19 protein-coding genes are annotated in these 21,900 nt (G+C 60.6%); 16 read left to right on the top strand and 3 right to left on the bottom strand.

What is annotated here, in order from left to right:
- The first annotated feature begins 29 nt into the window (after positions 1-29).
- The 6 genes from flhA to AX760_RS15175 all read left to right on the top strand — a co-directional run bounded on the left by flhA (position 30) and on the right by AX760_RS15175 (position 5,005).
- Entirely contained in the window at positions 30-2,117 is a 2,088-nt protein-coding gene (flhA, locus tag AX760_RS15200; RefSeq protein WP_071833776.1) for a flagellar biosynthesis protein FlhA, read from the top strand.
- The gene (gene fliR, locus AX760_RS15195; RefSeq protein WP_071833775.1) at positions 2,114-2,866 is read left to right on the top strand and encodes a flagellar biosynthetic protein FliR; all 753 of its coding nucleotides are present in this window, start codon (positions 2,114-2,116) and stop codon (positions 2,864-2,866) included. The genes flhA and fliR overlap by 4 nt, the downstream gene beginning before the upstream one ends.
- Positions 2,867-2,869: 3 nt before the next feature.
- Positions 2,870-3,286: a hypothetical protein gene (locus AX760_RS15190; protein WP_071833774.1), complete on the top strand. Its 417-nt coding sequence runs from the start codon at positions 2,870-2,872 to the stop codon at positions 3,284-3,286.
- A 119-nt stretch (positions 3,287-3,405) separates the two neighbouring features.
- Positions 3,406-3,978 (top strand): rod-binding protein, encoded by a 573-nt coding sequence (locus AX760_RS15185; protein ID WP_071833773.1) that lies wholly within the window; start codon positions 3,406-3,408, stop codon positions 3,976-3,978.
- A 95-nt stretch (positions 3,979-4,073) separates the two neighbouring features.
- The gene (locus AX760_RS15180) at positions 4,074-4,442 is read left to right on the top strand and encodes a hypothetical protein (RefSeq protein ID WP_071833772.1); all 369 of its coding nucleotides are present in this window, start codon (positions 4,074-4,076) and stop codon (positions 4,440-4,442) included.
- Positions 4,442-5,005, top strand: a complete 564-nt coding sequence (locus AX760_RS15175) for a hypothetical protein (protein ID WP_071833771.1) — start codon at positions 4,442-4,444, stop codon at positions 5,003-5,005. Before AX760_RS15180 ends, AX760_RS15175 begins: the two co-directional genes overlap by 1 nt.
- Positions 5,006-5,065: 60 nt before the next feature.
- Here AX760_RS15175 and AX760_RS15170 read toward each other — a convergent pair whose 3' ends face one another.
- Positions 5,066-6,055: a glycosyltransferase family 2 protein gene (locus AX760_RS15170; protein WP_071833793.1), complete on the bottom strand. Its 990-nt coding sequence runs from the start codon at positions 6,053-6,055 to the stop codon at positions 5,066-5,068.
- Between the two features lie 159 nt (positions 6,056-6,214).
- Between AX760_RS15170 and AX760_RS15165 the strand changes: the two genes are divergently transcribed.
- The 3 genes from AX760_RS15165 to AX760_RS15155 are packed head-to-tail and all read left to right on the top strand — an operon-like array spanning position 6,215 to position 9,194.
- On the top strand, positions 6,215-7,489 hold the full coding sequence (locus AX760_RS15165; RefSeq protein WP_071833770.1) for a glycosyltransferase: 1,275 nt from the start codon (positions 6,215-6,217) through the stop codon (positions 7,487-7,489).
- Positions 7,486-8,301, top strand: coding sequence for a WecB/TagA/CpsF family glycosyltransferase (locus AX760_RS15160; protein WP_071833769.1), 816 nt, complete (start codon positions 7,486-7,488; stop codon positions 8,299-8,301). The genes AX760_RS15165 and AX760_RS15160 overlap by 4 nt, the downstream gene beginning before the upstream one ends.
- An 11-nt stretch (positions 8,302-8,312) precedes the next feature.
- Positions 8,313-9,194, top strand: coding sequence for a DUF6492 family protein (locus AX760_RS15155; protein ID WP_071833768.1), 882 nt, complete (start codon positions 8,313-8,315; stop codon positions 9,192-9,194).
- Between the two features lie 4 nt (positions 9,195-9,198).
- Here the strand turns inward: AX760_RS15155 and AX760_RS15150 are convergent, their stop codons facing one another.
- Positions 9,199-10,467, bottom strand: coding sequence for a lipopolysaccharide biosynthesis protein (locus tag AX760_RS15150; RefSeq protein WP_071833767.1), 1,269 nt, complete (start codon positions 10,465-10,467; stop codon positions 9,199-9,201).
- Between the two features lie 186 nt (positions 10,468-10,653).
- On the opposite strand from AX760_RS15150, the gene AX760_RS15145 reads away from it, so the two are divergent.
- Positions 10,654-12,780 carry a GumC family protein gene (locus AX760_RS15145; RefSeq protein WP_071833766.1) on the top strand — a complete coding sequence of 709 codons (2,127 nt, stop codon included), beginning with the start codon at positions 10,654-10,656 and terminating at the stop codon, positions 12,778-12,780.
- 232 nt (positions 12,781-13,012) lie between these two features.
- A complete protein-coding gene (locus AX760_RS15140) occupies positions 13,013-13,912 on the top strand; it encodes a bifunctional methylenetetrahydrofolate dehydrogenase/methenyltetrahydrofolate cyclohydrolase (RefSeq protein WP_071833765.1) in 900 nt (299 codons plus the stop codon).
- Between the two features lie 32 nt (positions 13,913-13,944).
- On the opposite strand, the gene AX760_RS15135 is transcribed toward AX760_RS15140, so the two are convergent.
- Positions 13,945-14,976 (bottom strand): substrate-binding domain-containing protein, encoded by a 1,032-nt coding sequence (locus tag AX760_RS15135; protein WP_071833764.1) that lies wholly within the window; start codon positions 14,974-14,976, stop codon positions 13,945-13,947.
- 296 nt (positions 14,977-15,272) lie between these two features.
- On the opposite strand from AX760_RS15135, the gene AX760_RS15130 reads away from it, so the two are divergent.
- The 5 genes from AX760_RS15130 (at position 15,273) to AX760_RS15110 (ending at position 21,856) form a co-directional block, all read left to right on the top strand.
- Positions 15,273-16,631 (top strand): ABC transporter substrate-binding protein, encoded by a 1,359-nt coding sequence (locus AX760_RS15130; protein WP_071833763.1) that lies wholly within the window; start codon positions 15,273-15,275, stop codon positions 16,629-16,631.
- Between the two features lie 217 nt (positions 16,632-16,848).
- On the top strand, positions 16,849-17,859 hold the full coding sequence (locus AX760_RS15125; protein ID WP_071833762.1) for a carbohydrate ABC transporter permease: 1,011 nt from the start codon (positions 16,849-16,851) through the stop codon (positions 17,857-17,859).
- 1 nt (position 17,860) lies between these two features.
- Complete coding sequence (locus tag AX760_RS15120) at positions 17,861-19,000, top strand: carbohydrate ABC transporter permease (protein ID WP_071833761.1); 1,140 nt, start codon at positions 17,861-17,863, stop codon at positions 18,998-19,000.
- Positions 19,001-19,049: 49 nt separating this feature from the next.
- Positions 19,050-20,702: a beta-galactosidase BglA gene (bglA, locus tag AX760_RS15115; protein ID WP_071833760.1), complete on the top strand. Its 1,653-nt coding sequence runs from the start codon at positions 19,050-19,052 to the stop codon at positions 20,700-20,702.
- A gap of 65 nt (positions 20,703-20,767) precedes the next feature.
- Positions 20,768-21,856, top strand: a complete 1,089-nt coding sequence (locus tag AX760_RS15110; protein WP_071833759.1) for an ABC transporter ATP-binding protein — start codon at positions 20,768-20,770, stop codon at positions 21,854-21,856.
- Positions 21,857-21,900 lie beyond the last annotated feature (44 nt).

The following is a 21,900-nucleotide window of genomic DNA, read 5'->3' as shown; positions in this document are numbered from 1 at the left end:
CCGCCTCTCATGAAGAGACGGAATTACCGATGGCACAACCACCTGCTCTGATCATCCCGAAAGTCGCGCCCAAGGGTAAGGACATCGGCTTCGCACTCGGCATCGTGGCGATCCTGTCCATCCTGTTCCTGCCGATCCCGCCTTTCCTGATCGATATGGGGCTGGCCTTTTCCATTGCCTTCTCCATCCTCATCCTGATGGTCTCGCTGTGGATCCAGAAACCGCTCGATTTCTCGTCCTTCCCGGTCATTCTGCTGATTTCGACGATGATCCGGCTTTCCCTGAACATCGCGACGACGCGCGTCATTCTTTCGCATGGGCATGAGGGCGAAGGGGCGGCCGGCGGCGTCATCGCCGGTTTTGCCGAACTCGTCATGGGTGGCGATTTCGTTATCGGCCTCATCGTCTTTTTGATCCTGATCACGGTCAATTTCATCGTCATCACCAAGGGTGCGACGCGTATCGCCGAAGTCGGTGCGCGCTTCACCCTCGACGCCATTCCCGGCAAGCAGATGTCCATCGATGCCGATCTTTCGGCCGGCATGATCGACGAAAAGGAAGCGCAGCGCCGCCGCCGTGAACTGGAGGAGGAAAGCTCGTTCTTCGGCTCCATGGATGGTGCATCGAAATTCGTTCGCGGCGACGCGATCGCCGGCCTGCTGATCACCGCCATCAACGTCTTCGGTGGCATTGTTATCGGCTATGTGCGCCACGATATGTCGATCGGAGAAGCAGCCGACGTCTTCGTCAAGCTTTCGGTCGGCGATGGTCTGGTCTCGCAGATCCCGGCCCTGATTGTTTCGCTCGCCGCCGGCCTGCTCGTGTCGCGCGGTGGCACATCGGGCTCGACGGACCAGGCCGTCATGAACCAGCTGAGCGGCTATCCCCGCGCGCTGATGCTGGCCTCCGGCCTGCTCTTTCTGCTGGCAGTGATGCCCGGATTGCCCTTCGTGCCCTTTGCCGTTCTCGGCGGCGGCATGGGCTTTCTGGCCTGGGTCATCCCGCGCCAGCTGGAAGCAGCCAGCAAGCTCATTCGCGACGAGGAAAGCAGCAAGCAGCAGCAGACCAAGGATACCGAGAAGGATTCGGTCAAGTCGGTCCTCAAGACCTCGGAAATCGAACTGATGCTGGGCAAGCAGGTCTCCACACGCCTTCTCGGCGCGCATCAGGAACTGGCTTTCCGCGTCGGCAAGATGCGGCGCAAGTTCGCCGGTCAATACGGTCTGATCGTTCCGGAAATCAAGGTGTCCGACGACATCAGCATCCCGGACAAGGCCTATCACATCCGCATTCACGGCACGACGATCGCGTCGAACACCGTGCGCGTCGGCGAGGTCCTGGTGGTCACCGGCGGCGGCCGCCGGCCGAGCGTTCCGGGTGACGAGATCCGCGAACCCGCCTTCGGCATGCCGGCCGTCTCGATCCTCGAAGCCTTTACCGAGGACCTGAAGCGCGAGGGCTTCCACCCGATCGACAACGTCTCGGTGGTGCTGACCCATCTGTCGGAAGTCATCCGCAACAATCTGCCGCAACTGTTGTCCTACAAGGACGTGAAGATCCTGATCGAACGGCTCGACCCGGAATATCGCAAGCTGGCCGATGAAATCTGCACGTCGCACATGTCCTATTCCGGCCTGCAGGCCGTGCTGAAGCTGCTGCTGGCCGAGCGCGTCTCGATCCGCAACCTGCATCTGATCCTGGAAGCGGTCGCAGAACTCGCGCCGCATGTCCGCAAGACCGAGCAGATCGTCGAGCATGTGCGTGTCCGCATGTCGCAGCAGCTCTGCGGCGATCTGGCCGACAACGGCACGCTGCGGGTGCTTCGCCTCGGCAGCAAGTGGGACATGGTGTTCCACCAGGCGCTGAAGCGCGACGCCAAGGGCGAAATTGTCGAGTTCGACATCGATCCGCGCCATCTGGAGGAGTTCAGCGAGCAGGCGACCAAGATCATCCGCGAACATCTCGACCGCGGCATGCCTTTCGTACTGGTAAGTTCGCCCGAATCCCGCTCTTATGTACGCATGATCATTGAGCGACTTTTTGCAACATTGCCGGTTCTCAGCCATGTCGAGCTCGCCAAGGGCCTCGAGATAAAGATCATCGGCTCGATTTCATGATCACCGATCCGGAAGGGACGGTGCTGGCCCTTTTTGCGGCTTTCTGCAGGATCGGTGGCTGCATCATGGTCATGCCCGGATTTTCCACCGCCCGCGTTCCGGCCCAGATTCGCCTCTTCCTGGCACTCGCCATATCGATGGCGATCCTGCCGATCATGTGGAACGAGATCTATCCGCAGATCAACGGCAAGGGACATACCTATCTCTACATCATCGCGACCGAAACCGTCATCGGCACCGTCATCGGCCTGATTGCCCGCTATTATGCGCTGGGCCTGCAGTTTGCCGGCACTGTCATTACGATGATGATCGGCTTCAATGCGCCGCCGGCGGCCGACGTTCTCGAAGACACCCCGGAAAACCAGATGACCAACATGATCAGCTTTGCGGGGCTGATGGTACTGTTTATGCTGGATTTCCATCATGTGCTGCTGGAGAGCATCGTCGAATCCTACCGGCTCATGCCGCTTGGCATCGGCTTCGACCCGCAGGGCGTGCTGATTACCCTGACCAATTCGATCGAGCAGACGTTCCACATCATGCTGCGCCTTGCCAGCCCCTTCATCATTTACGGGCTGCTGTTCAATGTGGCGATCGGCATGATCAACAAGCTCGCACCGCAAATCCCGATCTACTTCATTTCAGCGCCCTATCTCATCCTGGGCGGCATGTTCCTGGTCTATCTCGCCATATCGGCCATGCTGAAGCTTTTCGCCGCCGGTTTTGGCGTCGTCATGCAGGGGAGTTGAGCAATGACGAAGTCCCGCTCGGAGAAACTCAAGCGACTGGTCGCCGTGCAGCGTCATCTCGAGCAGATGGCGGAGAGCGAACTTGCCGAAACTTCGCGGCAGCGTCGCGAACTGGCCGATACGATCGACGTCGTTGCCGACGCCATGGGGTCCGCGCATCCGCTGCATGCCATGTTCTCCGGTCACTATGCCTCGCAACTCGGCCGGCTCGCGCAGAAGGACCAGATGCTGCACAGCATCCAGCAGGTCCACGAAAACCGTGTGCTCAAGGAGCGCGCCAAGGGCGACAGGCTGGCGGACAACATGCGGGATGCCCGTGACATCGAGGACCGTGCCGCCGCCGACGAGGCAGTCTACGATCTCGTCGACCAGCACGTGCTTGGGACATCGCCAGCTTCCGGTAAGGTTGGCAGGTCATAGTCCACCCCTAAAGCAGGTTCTGCCAAAAGTTGGGCCTATCGGGTTAATATGCTGAAATCGTGAACTTTTAGCTGCGGCGTTTCAGACGCTGGAAAAGTTCGTGGCAAAGGGGACAAAACATGGCCATTTCGCCTCCCAGTGATCTCGTTCTTGATGTCGTCCGCGCTGCGGATCCCACACAGGTCCAGGAAGCGCAGTCGCGGCTGAAGGCCAACCGTGCTGCGTTCCAGGCGTCGAGCCTTGCGGAAACCGGCGGCGGCTTTGCAAGCGCCGTTTCTGTTCTCAATCAGGCCGACACCACGAGCAGCCTCGGCAACATCGCCAATCGCGTCGAGCAGAAGAAGATTCCGGAGACCTATCGCAAGTTCGAGGCCATGGTGCTGCAGAATTTCGTCAAGTCGATGCTGCCCACCGAGAGCGAGGAAGTCTACGGCAAGGGTACGGCAGGCGACATCTGGAAAAGCATGATGGCCGAGCAGATCGGCAACGTCATGGCCCAGGGAGACGGGATCGGCATTGCCGCAAGCATGGTCAACGACCGGCTGGTCGAAGGCACGGATGCCGACAGGGTCAAGGCCTCGCTCGATGGCAACGATCTGAACGTCGCTTCCAGCATGGTGCAGGAATACCAGCGCAAGGCCGTTGCCGATTTCATGGCGACGGATGAAACAAAAGACAAAGACAAGGCCTGACGTGCGCCTGGCACGCTCGACAGTTTGAATCTGCGCATGGGCGTTCCGGCCGGGGGTAATCTCCGCTCGCGACAGGCGCTAACCGGAGCGAAATAATGGAAGTTGCAGCAGCAGGTGACGTGCGTATCCAGAACGTGCTTGGACGTCTGGAAATGATCATCGACAACGAAAACAGCCGGATCGGCATCGATACGAGCTTCGATCTGAAGGCCTCGAACGCGCGCAAGAGCCGGTGCCTCTACGAATTGACGATGCTGCGCCGCAATGCGCCGATCACCGACCTCTCGCCTGCCTTCGTCTCCCAGACCAAGCATATCCAGACGAAGCTGGTCGCCAATTCCCAGAAGGTGGAAGCGCATATGGAGGCGATCCGCTCCGTTGTCGATATCCTCAAGACGGCCGTCCAGGATGCGGATGCTGACGGCATCTATTCCGAACAACAGTTCCGCTACAGCGATTTCTGATGCTGAAGCTCGTCTTTACCGGTGTCTGGGTCTGCGCGGTCTCGCTGGGCTCGGTCTATGCGTCGATGAAGTACGCCTCGGCGCCCGTCGTCACGGATGAAGAGGCAGCGCGTCGCGCATCCGAGGAATACGTAACCGGCGAGATGCTCACGGTTCCCGTCATCACGAACGGCGCCGTGCAAGGCTATTTCCTGACAAAATTGTCGTTTTCGGTGAAGAAGGACAAGATCAAGACGCTTCCGATTCCGCTGAAGCAAATGGTCACCGATCTGCTCTTCGATATTCTCGTCGGTGATCAGCTGATCAATGTCGCCGATACCAGCAAATTCGACATGGTCCATTTCAAGACCGCCGTGAAAGATGGCCTCAACGCGAAAATTCGTGATGAGGTGATCACCGAAGTGCTCGTCGAAAATCTGGAATATCTCTCCAAGGCGGATGTCGCGCGCATTGCCGATAGCCAGAACCAGCCGCGCCAAGTGCCGGTGGCGATCAAGGACAAGGATGGCAACGTCGCCCGTGATGTCGTTCCGGGCAAGCCATCGAGCGAAGCCGCCGAGTAAAGATCGTCGACCTGCCCCCGATGTGAAATTCCCGAAGGGCGGCCCAGAGGACGGGTCGCTCTAGTTTTTTTCGGGATTCCTGTATTGTTCGTTGACGATGCCGAATTCCATCATCAGGCGACCGATCGCGACATGAAAATGGTAGAGCCCGGCACTCGGCAGCCCGGTTCGCCGCCACAAGTCCACACCGCGCCACGGTGAAATGGCCAGCAGCGCCAGCGATTTGGCAAATGTCTTCAGCCGCCCCCCCAGTCCCGGATTAGCGCGATGCTCAAGGATCGTCGATATGGCCCCGTTGCGCAGGCTCCTGTCACGGATCCAGGACGGTTCCGTGCGCCGCGACGGTATGCTTTCCGCCACCCAGGCCTCCGCTGCCCATGCGAAGGTAAAATGCTGTTTCCGGCAACGGCGATAGAAATCGCTGTCGCCGCCGCCGATGAAATTGAACGACGGATCCAGAAACGGTTGCGGCATTGCCTGCAGCACGGACCGTGTGATCAGCACATTGCCGGAAGAATACAGGATCGGCACAGGGCCACTCGTCTCGTAATGAGGCATGAAGACCGGATGTTTCTTGACGATCACGCGCGCACTGTCTTCAAAAACAGGGAGTTGCGGTCCGCCGACAATGCTGGCGCGCGTCTCCATCTGTACCGAAATGAGACCGTTCAGCCATTCCGGCCCGGCGATCTCGTCATCATCGATGACAGCAATGCCGTGCAGGTTGGGGTAGGTCGCAAGCGCCATGGCCCAACCGGCATTGTAGGCATGGCAATTGCCGCGCTGGTGCGCAATCACCACCAGGGCATTCACCCGATGCGCCGACAGGAATTGTTTGGCTGCTTCGGCGCCGGCCATGCCATCGGCATCGTTCTCCATGACGACGACGGCGAAGGGCGCTGCAGGTCTCTGGGAAACAACAGTTTTCAGCGTTTCCAACAGGTGCTCGGGGCGTCGGAACGTCGGCAGGGTCACGACATACTCGATGCTGTCGGTTGCGTCCGTTCCGGTCTGGTAGAAAACACTGACTTCCTGGCCGGGCACTGTCATGGAAAAACCTGTCGGAGACGATTTGCTGACAAGCACTAAAGCAAATCTTCCTAAACAGAAGCTGAATATCCAAAATCGCTTTTGAATGAATGGCTTAAACGTCATTTCACGTCATGTTGCTATGGTGCGGAACAGTCGTTTCAAGGTCCCGTTCGCAACATGAATCTCGTTCTCGTCTCATCGCTGGTGCCGGTCGAAAATCCGTCCTCGGGTTTCGATATCGCAAACCGTGTCGTCCTGGACGGGCTGCGGGCGCTTGGCCATCGGGTCAGCGTGATCGGCTACCTTCAGCCCGGGCAGACGCCGGCCTATGGCGAGGACACGCATCTTCTGGGGGAACTCGAGGTCACCAATGCCAAGGTCGGTCGGGTAACAAAGCTACGCTGGCTGGCGTCGGCTCTTGCCAACCGTACCAGCCTTTCGTCGGCCAAGATGCTGAAGGCGGGCGAGGCGCGCATCGAGGCGCTGCTTCAAAAGCTGCTGCCGTTTGACGGCATCATCCTCAATTCCGTGCAACTGCCGGCCGCCTATGCTGACATCTTCCTGCGCTATCCGACGATCTATGTGGCGCACAATGTCGAGGCGCAGTCCGCGCTGGAAAACGCGGCCGCGGCGCATGGTCGGGTCGAACGCGCCCTGTTCGAGCGCGAGGCCCGCAATCTCGCAAAATTCGAGCAGCGGCTGACACAGGGTGCCAGCAGCGTTTGGACGTTCAGCGAGGCGGATCGCTTCGGTTTCGGCAGGCCTGTTTGCGACCGCGCCTCGGTTCTGCCGCTCGTCACGCAATGGGCATCCCCTGCGGCCGCACCGTCGGCTCCGATACAGCATGACCTCGGATTGCTCGGCACCTGGAGCTGGAAGCCGAACCGCATCGGGCTCGACTGGTTCCTGAATGCGGTGACACCACTCCTGCCGCCGGACATGAGCATCGTCATTGCCGGGCAGATGACCGATGTTCCTGCAGTGGCGCATCCCGGTGTTCGGTTCATTGGACGGGTCGCGGATGCACGGGCATTCATCTGTTCGAGCGCAGCCGTGCCGCTGGTCGCCCGCGGAGGCACTGGCGTCCAGCTGAAGACGATAGAGACATTCGAGCTGGGCATGCCATGCGTGGCGACCGGCGCCGCGTTGCGCGGCATTGATGCATTGCCTGAGAATTGTGCCGTGGCCGATGATCCCGCGATCTTCGCCCAGCGCCTGATCGAACGCGTGGCATCGGTCCGCGCCGGCAATGCCGGACGTGTCTCGGGTACCGATTTCCACACGGCCCAGAAAACTGCGCTGCTTTCGACCATGGAACGCGGGCTCAACCGCTTCGCAAAGGCCGAACCGTCGCCTGTGGCCGAAACGATCAGACGTCCTGTCGAGAGGGGCAGGGCCGCTGTTGTTCGACCTGTCAAATATTCCGTGCATGAGGGAGGGAGACCCCGATGAACCTGTTTTCTGATACGTCCATCGTCGCGTCCCAGCGGCCGATCCTTGACCTTCCGGTGTGTGATTTCGGCTGGGCGGATGCGCTTGCCTTTACTGATGAACTTGCCTCGATGGCGATCGGCCAGACGGTCATATCCTTCCTGAATGCCAACAATGCCAATCTGATGATGAAGGATGCGGAATACCGCGCTGTTCTCAGTCGCCAGGTCATTCTTCCGGACGGTCATGGCGTCGACATTGCATCCTGGCTGTTTCACGGCCGCATGTTTCCGGCGAACCTCAACGGGACGGATTTTGTGCCGGCGCTGCTGACCTACATGGCAAAGCCGAAACGCATCGCCCTGATCGGCGCATCGCCATCGGTGCTGAAAGGGGCGGTCGAGAATTTTCAGAAGCATACGCCCTGGCATGAATTCATCCCGATCTCCGATGGCTATTTCGATGTAGCCGAATCCGATGCGATAATGGCCCGGGTCCGCGCTGCAAAGCCGGATATCCTGCTGGTGGCGATGGGCAGTCCGAAGCAGGAGAAATGGATTGACCGCCATGTCGGCCCCGGCCATGCACGGCTTGTGATCAGCGTCGGTGCCTTGTTCGATTTCATGGCGGGTGAAGTTCCGCGCGCCTCCGAGACTGTCCGCGGCATGCGCCTCGAATGGCTGCATCGGCTGGTTCACGAGCCGGGTCGGCTGTGGCGTCGTTATATCTTTGGCAATCCTGTTTTCCTATATCATATCCTGCGTCACAAGCTCGGCGGCGGCGCGAAACAATCGCGCCCGACGCCGCGGCCTGCCGGCTCGCGGTTCTTCTGACAGGTGGATGGATGCGTACTGCTGTCGTAACGGCTTCCTATGTCAACGATTTCGATCGTTGCCGCCTGATGTGCGAAAGCGTCGACGCGCGCATGAAGGGCGACTGGGTGCACTATATCCTGGTGGCGTCCTGCGACGTTGCGCTGTTCCGGCAGTTGGAAGGAACGCGGCGCCGGATTGTCGACGAGCGTGACCTCTTGCCGTCCTGGCTGGTGTCCATGCCGGATCCGCTGTCGGCTGGCCGCCGCAAGATGTGGGTCAGCCCCTACAGCCTGCCGCTGCGGGGCTGGCATGTGCAGCAATTGCGGCGTCTGGCGCTCGCACGCTACATCGAGGAGCCGGTGATGCTGGCGATCGATTCGGATGTGGTTCTTTTGCGCAACTTCGATCCTGCCACTCTCTGGCAGGGCGATCGCCTGACATTGTATCGGCGCGATGCAGGCATCGGCGCCGTCATGGGGTCGAACCATATCGAGTGGCTGGCCCATTCGGACCGTCTGCTGGGCATCGGTCCCTACACGCTCCCGGCCAATGATTACATCAGCACGCTGATTGCCTGGCGCAGCGACACGTGCCGGGCCCTGCTCGATCACATCGAGGGATTGCATGGGCGCAACTGGGTTCGCGCGATCCTGCGGTCAAGGCAGTTTTCGGAGTGCATGATCTATGGCCGGTTCGTCGATGATGTGCTGATGGGCACAGGGCACCAGGCGTCCGCCGCCGGGCTTGCCCATGTTCTCTGGTCGGAAGACAGCTACCCGCGGGGCATTATGGGGCTGCGCCAGTTCATGCAGGATATGGAGCCGCACCAGATCGGCATCGGCGTCCAGTCGTTCATCGGGCACGATCTCGCCGATATCCGCAATGTGCTTCTGGAAAAAGCGGCGGCCTGACCCCTCAGATGACGCGTCCCCTCTGCATGCGCAGCGCGCTGTAGGTCAGGGAGAACGAAGCCATATACAGGCCGAGATAGACGCCGTTCAGCAATGGCGCCCAGTGCGAGACATTCGTGCTGGTCTCCATGATGGCCGCCAGCAACGCGACCTTGAGCACACCGGCGACGACGAGATTGAAGATCCGCCGGATGGTATGGCCGGTCGCATACAGAAGTTCGGAATGATACTCGACCAGATTGCGGAACGCCGGCACCAGCAGCACCGCCATCAGCCACGGCGCGACCTGCGCGACATTGTTGCCGAGGCCGTTCGGGATCATGTGCAGATAAACGGCCATGGAGGTGATGGCGAGGCAGGAGACGGCGACGATCACAGCCTCGATGATCAGCCGCAGTCGCCAGGATCCGATGGTTTCAGGCGTCCGCATGATCTTCTGCACGAGCAGCGTATTGAACGAGCGTACGGGCAGGGCGGTCAGATCGGCAAGCCGCATGATGATGGCATAGATCCCGGAAATCTCCGGTCCGCCGATGGCCAGCACGGCAATCTTGTCGAATTCGGACTGCACATAGAACAGTACCTCGGCGCCGGCAACAGTGACGGAATCTGCCCAGCGGCGGAGGTAGAGAGCGGGCCGCCAGCGAAGCCGCATGCGCGGCAGGAAGAAGATCAGCGCGATCGCCAGACACACGGCATTGGCGATCAGATAGAGCAGCGACCACGTCGCCAGCGATGCTGCCCCGTGGGGCAGGGAAAAGGCGAGCGCCGCGATCGTGCGAACACCGGTCCCGATCACGACAAGCAGTGCCGCCTTGCCAAAACGGCCAAGACCGTTGAGGACGATGACGATGACTTCGAGCCCCCGCCAGAACAGGATTTCCGCCGCCATGAAGGCGGCAAAGACCCACAGCGCCATGTCCTGCGCAAACACGGCATAATAACCCGCCAGCGCAAGCACGATGATGAGCGGCAGCGACAGGAAGGCCCCGGCAAGGAAACCCAGGCTGTAGGTGCCGACCAGCAAGGGCTTGACGGTGGCAACGCGGTAGAGCGGCGACATGAAGCCGAAGGCAAGCAGGCGGGAAATCATGATGCCGGTCGCCGAGGCGGTGGCAAACAGCCCGAACTCCGCAATCGACAGGCCATTGGCCACACAGATGAAGTAGACGAGGGAAAGCACGAGCCGCCCGGCCGACCCTCCGGTCATGGACAGATAGGCATGAACGATGCCGCGATGCCGCGTGTAGAGTGTGCTGGCGAAGGTGATCAAACGGTGGCTTCCCTATGGCTGTCACGTTCTAGCCGGAAAAGTTTAATGACCGGTTCGAAACCGCACAACGGCGTGTTCTGCCGGCGCCGCTGCGCCTGCAACATTAACGATTTGTTTCCCACAAAAGCTTAGCTTGTCTTCACATTTGAAAACTTTCGCGCTGTTTGAGCGCATGCAGGGCCTTTGATGTTTGATCCGGTAGATAAAAAACGGCCTGTTCCCCGCCGTTCCCTGCTCGACCTTGCGCCGGGCGAGGGCAGGGCTGTCCGCACGGGCTCCATGCTTGACCGCCTGTCGAGCGAAGCTGAAAAGCCAGCCACGCACCGCCCTGCGCGTGCCCGGGCATCGGATTTCCGCCCTCTAGCAAACGCCGCCGCCGCCGTTGCGGAACGTCGCCTGCAATCCACCGAAGACGCTGGCCCGCCTCCAGGAAAAACCGCTTCCGGCAATCGGTTGACCCGCTGGCTGAACGGCGAGCCGGCACCGGGCGCCGCCCGTCAGCCGGTCTTCGTCGAGAACACCGCCCCGCCCCATCAGGCAAAGTCGCACGCTTCTGCCGGGGCCGATGCATTTGCCTACGAGCCTGACCATGGCGCAGGCTCTGACAGAGAGCGGCCGCTGATCGACATCGGCATCATCGCCGGTTCCGTCTGGCAGTTGCGCAATGTCATCCTGGCGACGACCGTGCTCGGCGCTGTTGGTGGTGTCCTTCTCGCCATGGCGACCCCGAGCCTCTATACTGCGGAAAGCAAACTCTATGTCGATCCGCGCGAAATTCGCCTGACGGATTCCGATCTCTCCAAGGCAAGCCTCGCAACGGAGGCCATCCTGGCGCTCGTCGATAGCCAGTTGGAAGTGCTTCGGTCGCGAACCGTGCTTGAAAAGGTTGCGTCCGATCTCGGCCTTGAGCGCGATGCCGAATTCGGCACTCCTGCAGGCAGCGGCGGAAACATGTCGACCGGCATCGGCGTCATCAAAGATCTCGTCTCCGGGGGCAATGCGCAGCCTGCACCGGCCGTGGCTGCGGGCGTCAGCGCGCGGACGCTGGAGAAGCTCAGCGAAGCCGTCACCGTCTCGCGCGATCCGAAAACCTTCATCGTCGCCATCGAGGTCCAAACCCGGGATCCGGCAAAATCGGCGCTGATCGCCAATCGCATCGTTGCAACCTTTCTCAACGAGGAAACGGCAGCCCAGTCCGGATTTTTCCAGCGCACCACAGCAGCGCTCGCCAGCCGGCTTGCGGACCTGCGCACGGAGCTGGACAAGGCCGAAAACGCGGTCGAGAAATACAAGGCCGACAACGATATCATCGGCGCATCGGGCGAGCTAATCTCGGACAAGCAGCTGCTGGCCCTGAACGACCAGGTCGGCATCGTCCGCAGCCGCATCGCAGACGCGCAGGCAAAGGCCGATGTCGCGACCAAGATCCAGCTGAATGACGTGCTGAGCGGTGCCTATCCGGAGGAACTGGGCTCAGCAACGCTTGCCGAATTGCGCAAGCAATATTCCTCCGCGCGGGCACAGCTTGGCGCGCTTGAAGCCACCCTTGGGCCACGCCATCCGCAAAGGCTTGCAGCGGCCCAGTCGCTCGAAGTGTCCCGTACCGAGATCGGCAACGAACTGCGCCGTGTCGCGGCCACTACCAAGACGGAACTGGAGCGCGCAAAACGCACCGAGCAGGACCTGGTCCGCCAGTTGGCTGTGCAGAAGTCGCGTCAGGTGAATTCGTCGCAGGGCTTCGTCGAATTGCGCGAGCTTGAGCGCAAGGCCGCCGCAACCCGGTCGATCTACGAATCATTCCTGAAGCGGGCCAGTGAAACCGGGCAGGAAGAAAAGCTGACCTCGAAGAACATCCGCGTGATTTCCTCGGCAGAGCCACCCTTGCAGCCGGGAGGCCCATCGCGCAAGCTGATTGCCATCGGCGGGCTGATGGTCGGGCTGATGGCCGGTCTCGGTCTCGGCGTTCTTCTCGGCCTTTACAAGAGCATGCGCCATGCGATCGAGCTTTCCCGCCGTTCGTCCGATGTCCCGGAACAGGATCCGCCGCGTGGTGACCGCGAACCCGATCGCCCGCGTTACATCGTCGACGAAACGCCCGAAGCTCCGATCCGCCGCCAGCCTGTCATCCGCGCCGCCATGCCGTCACCACACCATGAACAGGCGGCACTGGCGGCCCGCGGCGCCGCGCAACACGGTTTCGATCATGCCGAGCCGCAGGACAACGGGGTTTCGCAGGTCCGTGACGATCTTCGCGCCTTGCGCTCAAGGGTCGAGCATTATGCCAGCCAGCGGACCGGCACTGGACGCCGCTGAAACACAAGCTTGCAGCCTTGGCCTTGCATGCCGGATTGTCCGGGGTCGTCGCGCATTCCCGACAGACTTGCCTTGCGCACGGAAAATGACGTTCTCTGCCATGCGTGACCGTGGTCAGGCCGGACAGGCTTGAATTAATTCAATCTGGACAGCATAGGACGCATTGAGGCCATCGTGCTATCCAGTGAAAACTACAGTGGCTGAACAAAAGACAAACATCGGGAGAAGTGCCTTGGCGACCGTGATTGATGGCAAGGAAGTGGCAGGATCCGTGATCGCGGCCGTCAAGGCGGCATCGGAGGTCCTTCTGAAGGAAAATGGCGTCAAGACCGGCCTTGCGGTCGTGATCGTCGGCAATGATCCGGCCAGCCATGCCTATGTCTCGTCGAAGAGCCGGATGGCCAAGGAATGCGGATTCACCTCCGTTCAGCATACGCTCTCGCAGGACACGTCGCAGGAAGAGCTGGCGGCCTTGGTCTCGACGCTCAATGCCGATCCCGCCCTGCACGGTATTCTTGTCCAGCTGCCTCTGCCCAGGCATCTGAATTCCGAACCGATCATCCAGTCGATCCTGCCGGAAAAGGACGTCGATGGCCTGCACGTCGTCAATGCCGGAAAACTGGCGACGGGCGATCTCGAAGGCGGCCTTGTCTCCTGCACGCCGGCGGGTTCGATGGTCTTCGTGCGCCGCGTGCATGGCGATGACCTGTCGGGTCTCAACGCCGTAGTCATCGGCCGCTCGAACCTGTTCGGCAAGCCGATGGCGCAATTGTTGCTGGCTGCCAATGCGACCGTGACGATTGCCCATTCCCGCACCAGGGATCTCGCTGCCGTCTGCCGCAATGCCGATATTCTGGTCGCGGCCGTCGGTCGCGCCGAAATGGTCAAGGCAGATTGGGTCAAGCCGGGAGCCACCGTGATCGACGTCGGCATCAACCGGATTGCCGCGCCGGAAAAGGGCGAGGGCAAGACCCGCATGGTCGGCGATGTCGCCTTTGCCGAATGTGCTGCGGTGGCTGGCGTCATCACCCCGGTGCCGGGCGGCGTCGGTCCGATGACGATCGCCATGCTGATGGCCAACACGGTGATTGCCGCCTATCGCAAGGCCGGACGCAAGGCGCCGAAATTCTAGGATTTGCCCTTCGAAGCCAGGTGCCGCACGCTTCAGACGCGCGGTGCCGGACCTGTTGAGGCGCGCACGATCAGCTCGGTGCGCCAGAGTTCCTGGTCGGGGTAATCAGCCGTTTTCAGGATGCGGGAAATCAGCCGGGCGGCGATGCGCGTGCCGGCCGCCCGCAGCGACGAGCGCGTCGTGGTCAAAGGCACGGTAAAATTTTCCGGCTTCAGCATCGGCAAAACGTCGTCATGGGCGATCAGCGATATATCCTTGCCGATCTGCAGGCCGGCGCGGTTGATCGCGCGAACGGCGCCAAGCGCAAGAACCGTCGAGGAACAGAGCACCGCCGTCGGCGGATTGTCCTGGACCAGAAAGCGCTGCATGCTGCGATAGCCGTGTTCATCGGTCATGAAGGAATGGTTCACCAGCCGATCGTCGAGCGAAAGCCCGCGTTCTGAAAGAGCCCGCAGCATTCCCTTTTTTCGTCGTTGAGAGAACGCCAGATAGTCCGGGCCGTTGAGCAGCGCCATGCGTGTATGCCCAAGCTGTATCAGCAGCCGGGTGGCATCGTAGAAGGCGCCGGTATTGTCGATGTCGAGAAAGGGATAGTCCGCCGGCCCATCCAGCGTGCGACCATGCACGAGAAAGGGGATGGATAAGGACTTCAGGATCGAGATTCTGGGATCGCTGGCCCGCATATAGGCGAGGAACAGCGCATCGACATTACCGCTGGCGGCAAGGCGCTGGAACGTTGCTTCCTCGTCTTCGGGCGCGCTTGGATTGAGGACAAAATGAAAATCGTGCTTGACGGATTCCTCTGCAAGGCCGGCGAGGAATTCACCGAAGTGCACGTCGGAATCAATGCCGGCTGCAATCGGCATGACAAGGCCGATGGAACCGGCGCGGCCCGTAGCCAGCCTCTGTGCCGCCCGGTTGGGCCGGTATCCTGTTGTTTGCACGGCCTTCAGCACGCGCTGCCGGGTTTCGGCGTTGACCTCAGGATAGCCGTTCAGCGCGCGGCTGACGGTCGTCTGCGACAGTCCGAGCATCTCCGACAGTTGTTTCAGATTCACGCCCATGCAGTGCGCAGTCTCCCAAAGCGCTTTGATTTTTTATTGATTTCTGTCGTTTTATGCATTTCGCCTCTCGTTCTGTAGCACCGGCTTTCATGCTCTCAAAGAAGAATAGGCCTGGTTGCGGTGCAAAAATGCGCTGCATTGCATTCAATTTCGGCGCTTTGCGTCGCAAAAAGGAAATCTCTTGACGACCCCCCCTCTGCAATGGTTTGTTAGCAACTTCAAAGCGCTTTGAATTTTGCGCGTATTGATATTCTGCCCGCCTCCGTCAAGAGCGGGCCTTCAGGGAGGAAAATGACGTGAAAAGATCATTGGTAATGGGTGTGGCAGCGCTGGCATTGATGGCCGGAGCGACGCAGGCGGCGGAACTCAAGTTCAAGCCGGGCGAGGACGCCAAGTTCAATTGGGCAAGCTACGAGGAATTCAAAAAGGGTCATGACCTCAAGGGTCAGACGCTGACCATCTTCGGCCCATGGCGTGGCGAGGACCAGACGCTGGTCGAATCCGTGCTCGATTATTTCCGCGATGCCACCGGCGTTGACGTCAAGTATTCGTCTTCGGAAAACTACGAGCAGCAGATCGTCATCGATACGCAGGCTGGCAGCCCGCCGGATGTCGCCGTCCTGCCGCAGCCGGGCCTGATCGCCGACCTCGCTTCCAAGGGGTACCTGGTGCCACTCGGCGACGAAACCCAGAAATGGCTTCTCGAAAACTATGCCGCTGGCCAGTCCTGGGTCGATCTCTCGACCTACAAGGGCAAGGACGGCACGGCAGCTCTCTACGCCTTCCCCTACAAGATCGACGTGAAGTCGCTGGTCTGGTATGTCCCGGAGAACTTCGAGGATGCCGGCTATGAAGTGCCAAAGACCATGGAAGATCTCAAGGCGCTGACCGAGAAGATCGTCGCCGATGGCGGCACGCCTTGGTGCATCGGTCTAGGTTCGGGCGGCGCCACCGGCTGGCCGGCAACCGACTGGGTCGAAGACATGATGCTGCGCACGCAGCCGGCCGACACCTATGACAAGTGGGTCACCAATGCGATCCCGTTCTCCGATGCTGCCGTCACCGGTGCCATCGACGAGTTCGGCTGGTTTGCCAAGAACGACAAGTTCGTGGCGGGCGGTGCTGCAGCCGTTTCCTCCTCCGACTTCCGCGACAGTCCGAAGGGTCTCTTCTCGTCGCCGCCGAAGTGCTACCTGCACCACCAGGCCTCCTTCGTTCCGTCGTTCTTCCCGGAAGGCACCGTTGTCGGCGAGGATGCGGACTTCTTCTACATGCCGCCTTATGCCAGCAAGCCGGATCTCGGCAATCCTGTTCTCGGTGCCGGCACGCTTGCCATGATCACCAAGGACACGCCGGCTTCGCGCGCCTTCATCGCATTCCTGCAGACGCCGATCGCGCATGAGGTCTGGATGGCGCAGTCCAGCTTCCTGACGCCGCTGAAGACGGTCAACCAGGATGCCTATGCCAATGGCCCGATGAAGAAGCAGGGCGAAATCCTGCTGAACGCAACGACCTTCCGCTTTGACGGGTCGGACCTGATGCCGGGCAAGATCGGTGCAGGCGCGTTCTGGACCGGCATGATCGACTATGTCGGCGGCAAGTCGTCCGAAGACGTGGCCGGCGGTATCCAGAAGGCATGGGACGCCATCAAGTAACAAACCGGAACTGATCCGGTGGCAAAGGCTACTCCCGACCTTCCTGGGCTCGGGGGTAGCGCAAACGAAAACATGGACATGGCCTGTCGCCGCTGACCAGAGCGCGGCTTCTTTCAGGCATTTGAAACACGGCGAGCGCGCCTCCAAGGATGATCCAACATCCGGCATGTGCGCAAGGGGCGGTGGAAATCCGCGCATTCCTGGGGAGGAAGGTGCCATGCAGCAGCTGTTTTTTGCCGTTCTGACGATGATCGCGGGCGTTCTTGCTTGCGCTCTCTATTTCTTCGGAACCAATTTCATTCTTGACCGGTTGTTGCCTTCCAAGGGCCTGTCCGGTCCGCAGGCGTCGCGCAATCTGCGCCTGACCAATGCAATCCGCCCCTGGCTCTTTCTCGGGCCTGCGCTCATCACGCTGACAGTTTATCTCGTTTATCCCGTAATCGAATCCATCCGCCTTTCCTTCCACGGCAGGAGCGGCATCGAGTTCGTCGGTTTCCGGAATTTCATCTGGATGTTCAACGACGGTGAGTTCCGCCAATCGATCTTCAACAATTTCCTGTGGCTGCTGGTCGTTCCGGCGCTGGCCACCTTTTTCGGGCTGATCATCGCAGCGCTGACCGATCGCATCTGGTGGGGCAATATCGCAAAAACGCTGATCTTCATGCCGATGGCGATCTCCTTCGTCGGCGCTTCGGTCATCTGGAAGTTCATCTATGACTATCGCCCGGAGGGGACCGAGCAGATCGGCATCCTGAATGCGCTTGTGGTCTATTTCGGCGGTTCGCCGGAGGCCTGGGTGACGCTTCCCTTCTGGAACAATTTTTTCCTGATGGTCATCCTGATCTGGATCCAGACCGGGTTTGCCATGGTCATCCTGTCGGCAGCGCTGCGCGGTATTCCCGAGGAAACGGTCGAGGCTGCCGTCATCGATGGTGCCAACGGCCTGCAGATCTTCTTCAAGATCATGATCCCGCAGATCTGGGGCACGATCGCTGTCGTCTGGACGACGATCACCATCACGGTGCTCAAGGTCTTCGACATTGTTCTCGCGATGACCAACGGCCAGTGGCAGAGCCAGGTGCTCGCCAATCTGATGTTTGACTGGATGTTCCGCGGCGGCGGCGATTTTGGCCGCGGCGCGGCCATCGCGCTGGTCATCATGGTTCTGGTCGTTCCGATCATGGTTTGGAACATCCGCAACGCAAACAAGGAAATGGAGGGCCATTGAGATGATTGCTTCGTCCCGCTCACCCCTCACCTGGGTCGTCCACCTGTCCGTTGCCCTTCTGGTCATCCTCTGGACCCTGCCCACGGCCGGCCTTCTCATCTCCTCCTTGCGCGACAAGGACCAGCTCGCTGTTTCCGGCTGGTGGACATCGCTTGCGGATAGCACCCAGAACCTTGTGTTCCGTGCGCCCGGTCCCGACACGCAGGTGGAAAAGGACGGCAAGTTCGTTATTGCAGGCAATGTGCTGGAGGGCGGTGCCGGCGAAGTGGCGGCCTTCGGTTCGTCCAGCCTGAAGCCGGGTGACTTCGAGCCCGGCCAGACCGCCGATCTCAATGGCGGCGAAAAGCTGACGGTGCAGGTCGATGGTTCCTATGAGATCGTCTCCGACACGGCGATGGAAGGCACGCGCGGCCAGCGCATCTTCTATCAGGCGACCGTACCGTCGCGTTTCACCTTCGACAACTATCGTGAAGTCTTTGCCGCTGCCGGCATCGGCGCGTCCTTCATCAATTCGCTGACGGTCGCTATTCCCTCGACGATCATCCCGATCCTCGTCGCGGCCTTTGCCGCCTATGCGCTCGCCTGGATGAAATTTCCCGGCCGCGCCATCCTGGTGGCGGTGGTCGTCGGTCTTCTCGTCGTGCCGCTGCAGATGTCGCTGATCCCGCTGCTCAAGCTCTACAATGGCGTCGGCATGTTCCTCGGCGTGCCGGCCAAGACCTATGTCGGCATCTGGCTGGCGCATATGGGTTTCGGCCTGCCGCTGGCGATCTATCTTTTGCGCAACTACATGGTCGGGCTTCCTCGCGAAATCATGGAATCGGCCCGCGTCGATGGCGCCAGCGATTTCGACATCTTCGTCAAGATCATCCTGCCGCTGTCCTTCCCGGCGCTCGCCTCGTTTGCCATCTTCCAGTTCCTGTGGACCTGGAACGACCTGCTTGTCGCCATGGTCTTCCTGGGCGCCGGCAATGAGGAACTGGTCCTGACCGGGCGTCTCGTCAACCTGCTCGGCTCGCGCGGTGGCAATTGGGAAATCCTCACCGCATCCGCCTTCGTCACGATCATCGTGCCGCTGATCGTCTTCTTCAGCCTCCAGCGCTTCCTCGTCCGTGGCCTCCTGGCCGGCTCGGTGAAGTAGGACGGGGCAACTCCAGAGTGCTTTTGAAATGAACATACGGGACACTTCAATGACTGCGACTGAGGCTTCCATCCTGAAGGCCGACCGGGACTGGTGGAGGGGGGCGGTGATCTACCAGATCTATCCGCGCTCCTACCAGGACACCAATGGCGACGGCGTCGGCGATCTCAAGGGGATCACCGCACGCCTGCCTTACATTGCCTCGCTCGGTGTCGATGCGATCTGGGTCTCGCCGTTCTTCACCTCGCCGATGAAGGACTTCGGCTACGACGTCTCCGACTATAAGGGCATCGACGCACTGTTCGGCGACCTCGCCGATTTCGATGCAATGATCGCGCAGGCGCATAGCCTCGGCATCCGCGTGATGATCGACCTGGTGCTCTCGCATACCTCCGACCAGCATCCCTGGTTCAAGGAAAGCCGGTCCAGCCGCTTCAATCCGAAGTCCGACTGGTATGTCTGGGCCGATTCGAAACCGGACGGCACGCCACCCAACAACTGGATGTCGATCTTCGGCGGTTCGGCCTGGCAATGGGACCCGACCCGGCTGCAATATTACATGCACAATTTCCTGACCTCGCAGCCGGACCTGAACCTGCACAATACCGAGGTTCAGGAGGCGCTGCTGTCGGTGGAGCGCTTCTGGCTCGAGCGCGGCGTCGACGGTTTCCGGCTGGATACGATCAACTTCTATTTCCACGACAAGGACCTGCGCGACAATCCGGCGCTGGCCCCCGAGCGGCGCAATGCCAATACGGCACCGGCCGTAAACCCCTATAACTACCAGGAGCATCTCTACGACAAGAACCGCCCGGAAAACCTCGAATTCCTCAAGCGGTTCCGCGCGGTGATGAACGAGTTTCCGGCGATCGCAGCCGTCGGCGAGGTTGGCGACAGCCAGATCGGTCTTGAGATCGCCGGGCAATACACCTCCGGCGGCGACAAGATGCACATGTGCTACGCCTTCGAATTCCTGGCGCCCGATCCGCTGACGCCGGCCCGTGTCGCCGAAGTCCAGCACGATTTCGAGCGTGCCGCACCGGAAGGCTGGGCCTGCTGGGCTTTTTCCAACCACGATGTCGTTCGCCATGTCAGCCGCTGGGGGCAGGGGATCACCGATCTCGATGCCTATGCAAAATTTCTCGCCAGCCTGCTGATGACGCTGCGCGGTTCGGTCTGCATCTATCAGGGCGAGGAACTGGGACTGACGGAAGCCGATGTCGCTTTCGAGGATCTCCAGGACCCCTATGGCATTCAGTTCTGGCCTGATTTCAAGGGCCGCGACGGTTGTCGCACGCCGATGGTCTGGGACGACAAGGCCGTCAATGGCGGCTTCGGCGAGGGAAGAACCTGGTTGCCGGTGGCACCTGCGCATCTGCCGCGGGCGGTTTCCGTACAGGAGGCCGACAGTGCCTCGGTCCTGCATCATTACCGCCGCTTTCTGGCCTTCCGCCGCGAGCATGCGGCCTTTGCCAAGGGCGAGATCGCGTTCAGGGCCTATGAGGCGCCGCTGCTCGGCTTCGTGCGCAGTCATGGAAACGAACAGGTCTTCTGCCTCTACAATATGAGCCAGGATACCGTGACGACCACGCGGCCGCCGGAGCAGATGGAGACCTTGGATGGCCATGGTTTTCAGTCTGCGCTGAACGGCGAGACCATCACGCTGCCGGCGTGGAGCGGATTTTTCGCCCGACTGACATAAAGGTGCCGGACCGGCCGCATGGCGGGTGACGGACGAAGAACAACGGAATGAATGGGGAGGATGACATGGCAGGCCTGCAACTGAAGAATATCCGCAAGTCCTATGGCGCGGTGGATGTCATTCATGGCATCGACCTTGATATCAAGCAGGGCGAGTTTATCGTGTTCGTCGGTCCCTCCGGCTGCGGAAAGTCAACGCTGCTGCGCATGATTGCCGGCCTGGAGGAAATCACCGGCGGCGAGATGTATATCGCCGATCGGCTCGTCAACGATGTGCCGCCCTCGCAGCGCGGCATCGCCATGGTCTTCCAGTCCTATGCGCTCTATCCGCATATGACCGTTTACGACAACATGGCCTTCGGCATGCGCATCGCAAAGGAAGGCAAGGAAGAAATCGACCGCCGCGTTCGCGCCGCCGCCGATATCCTGCAACTGACCCAATATCTCGACCGACTGCCGAAAGCGCTCTCCGGCGGTCAGCGCCAGCGCGTTGCCATCGGCCGTGCCATCTGCCGCGATCCGAAGGTCTTCCTGTTCGATGAACCCCTGTCGAACCTCGATGCCGCGCTGCGCGTCGCGACCCGCATCGAGATCGCGAGGCTCGGCGAATCCATGCCGGATACGACGATGATCTACGTCACCCATGACCAGGTCGAGGCGATGACGCTGGCGGACCGCATCGTGGTTCTGTCCGGCGGCCATATCGAGCAGGTCGGCCCGCCGCTCGAACTCTACGAGCGTCCCGCAAACCTGTTCGTCGCGCAGTTCATCGGCTCGCCGGCGATGAATGTCATCCCGGCCAAGATCACGGCCGCCGGCCCGCAGACGACGGTTACCCTGACGGGTGGCAAGTCCGTGACGCTGGATATTGCAACGCCCGCTTCCGACAATGGCAAGACGGCGAGCTTCGGCATCCGCCCGGAAGACCTGCAGATCGCCACCGACGACAATTTTCTCTTCGAGGGAACGGTCGCCATCGTCGAGGCGCTGGGCGAGGTGACCTTGCTCTATATCGAGGGACTGGTCGACGGCCAGCCGATCATCGCCAAACTGCCCGGAATTCTCGATATCAAACGTGGACAGCAAGTGCGCTTTACCGGCGACAAGACCAAGCTGCACATGTTCAACGCCGAAGGCCAGAGCTACCGCGCCTGAACAGTCACAACCTGAAGACCGCCGGTGTTTTCGCTGAAAAGCGA

This window comes from Pararhizobium antarcticum, assembly GCF_001885585.1.
Classification (GTDB): Bacteria; Pseudomonadota; Alphaproteobacteria; order Rhizobiales; family Rhizobiaceae; genus Pararhizobium; species Pararhizobium antarcticum.
Note: the sequence above shows the minus strand (reverse complement) of the source record. Positions and strands in the feature narration are given on the sequence as shown.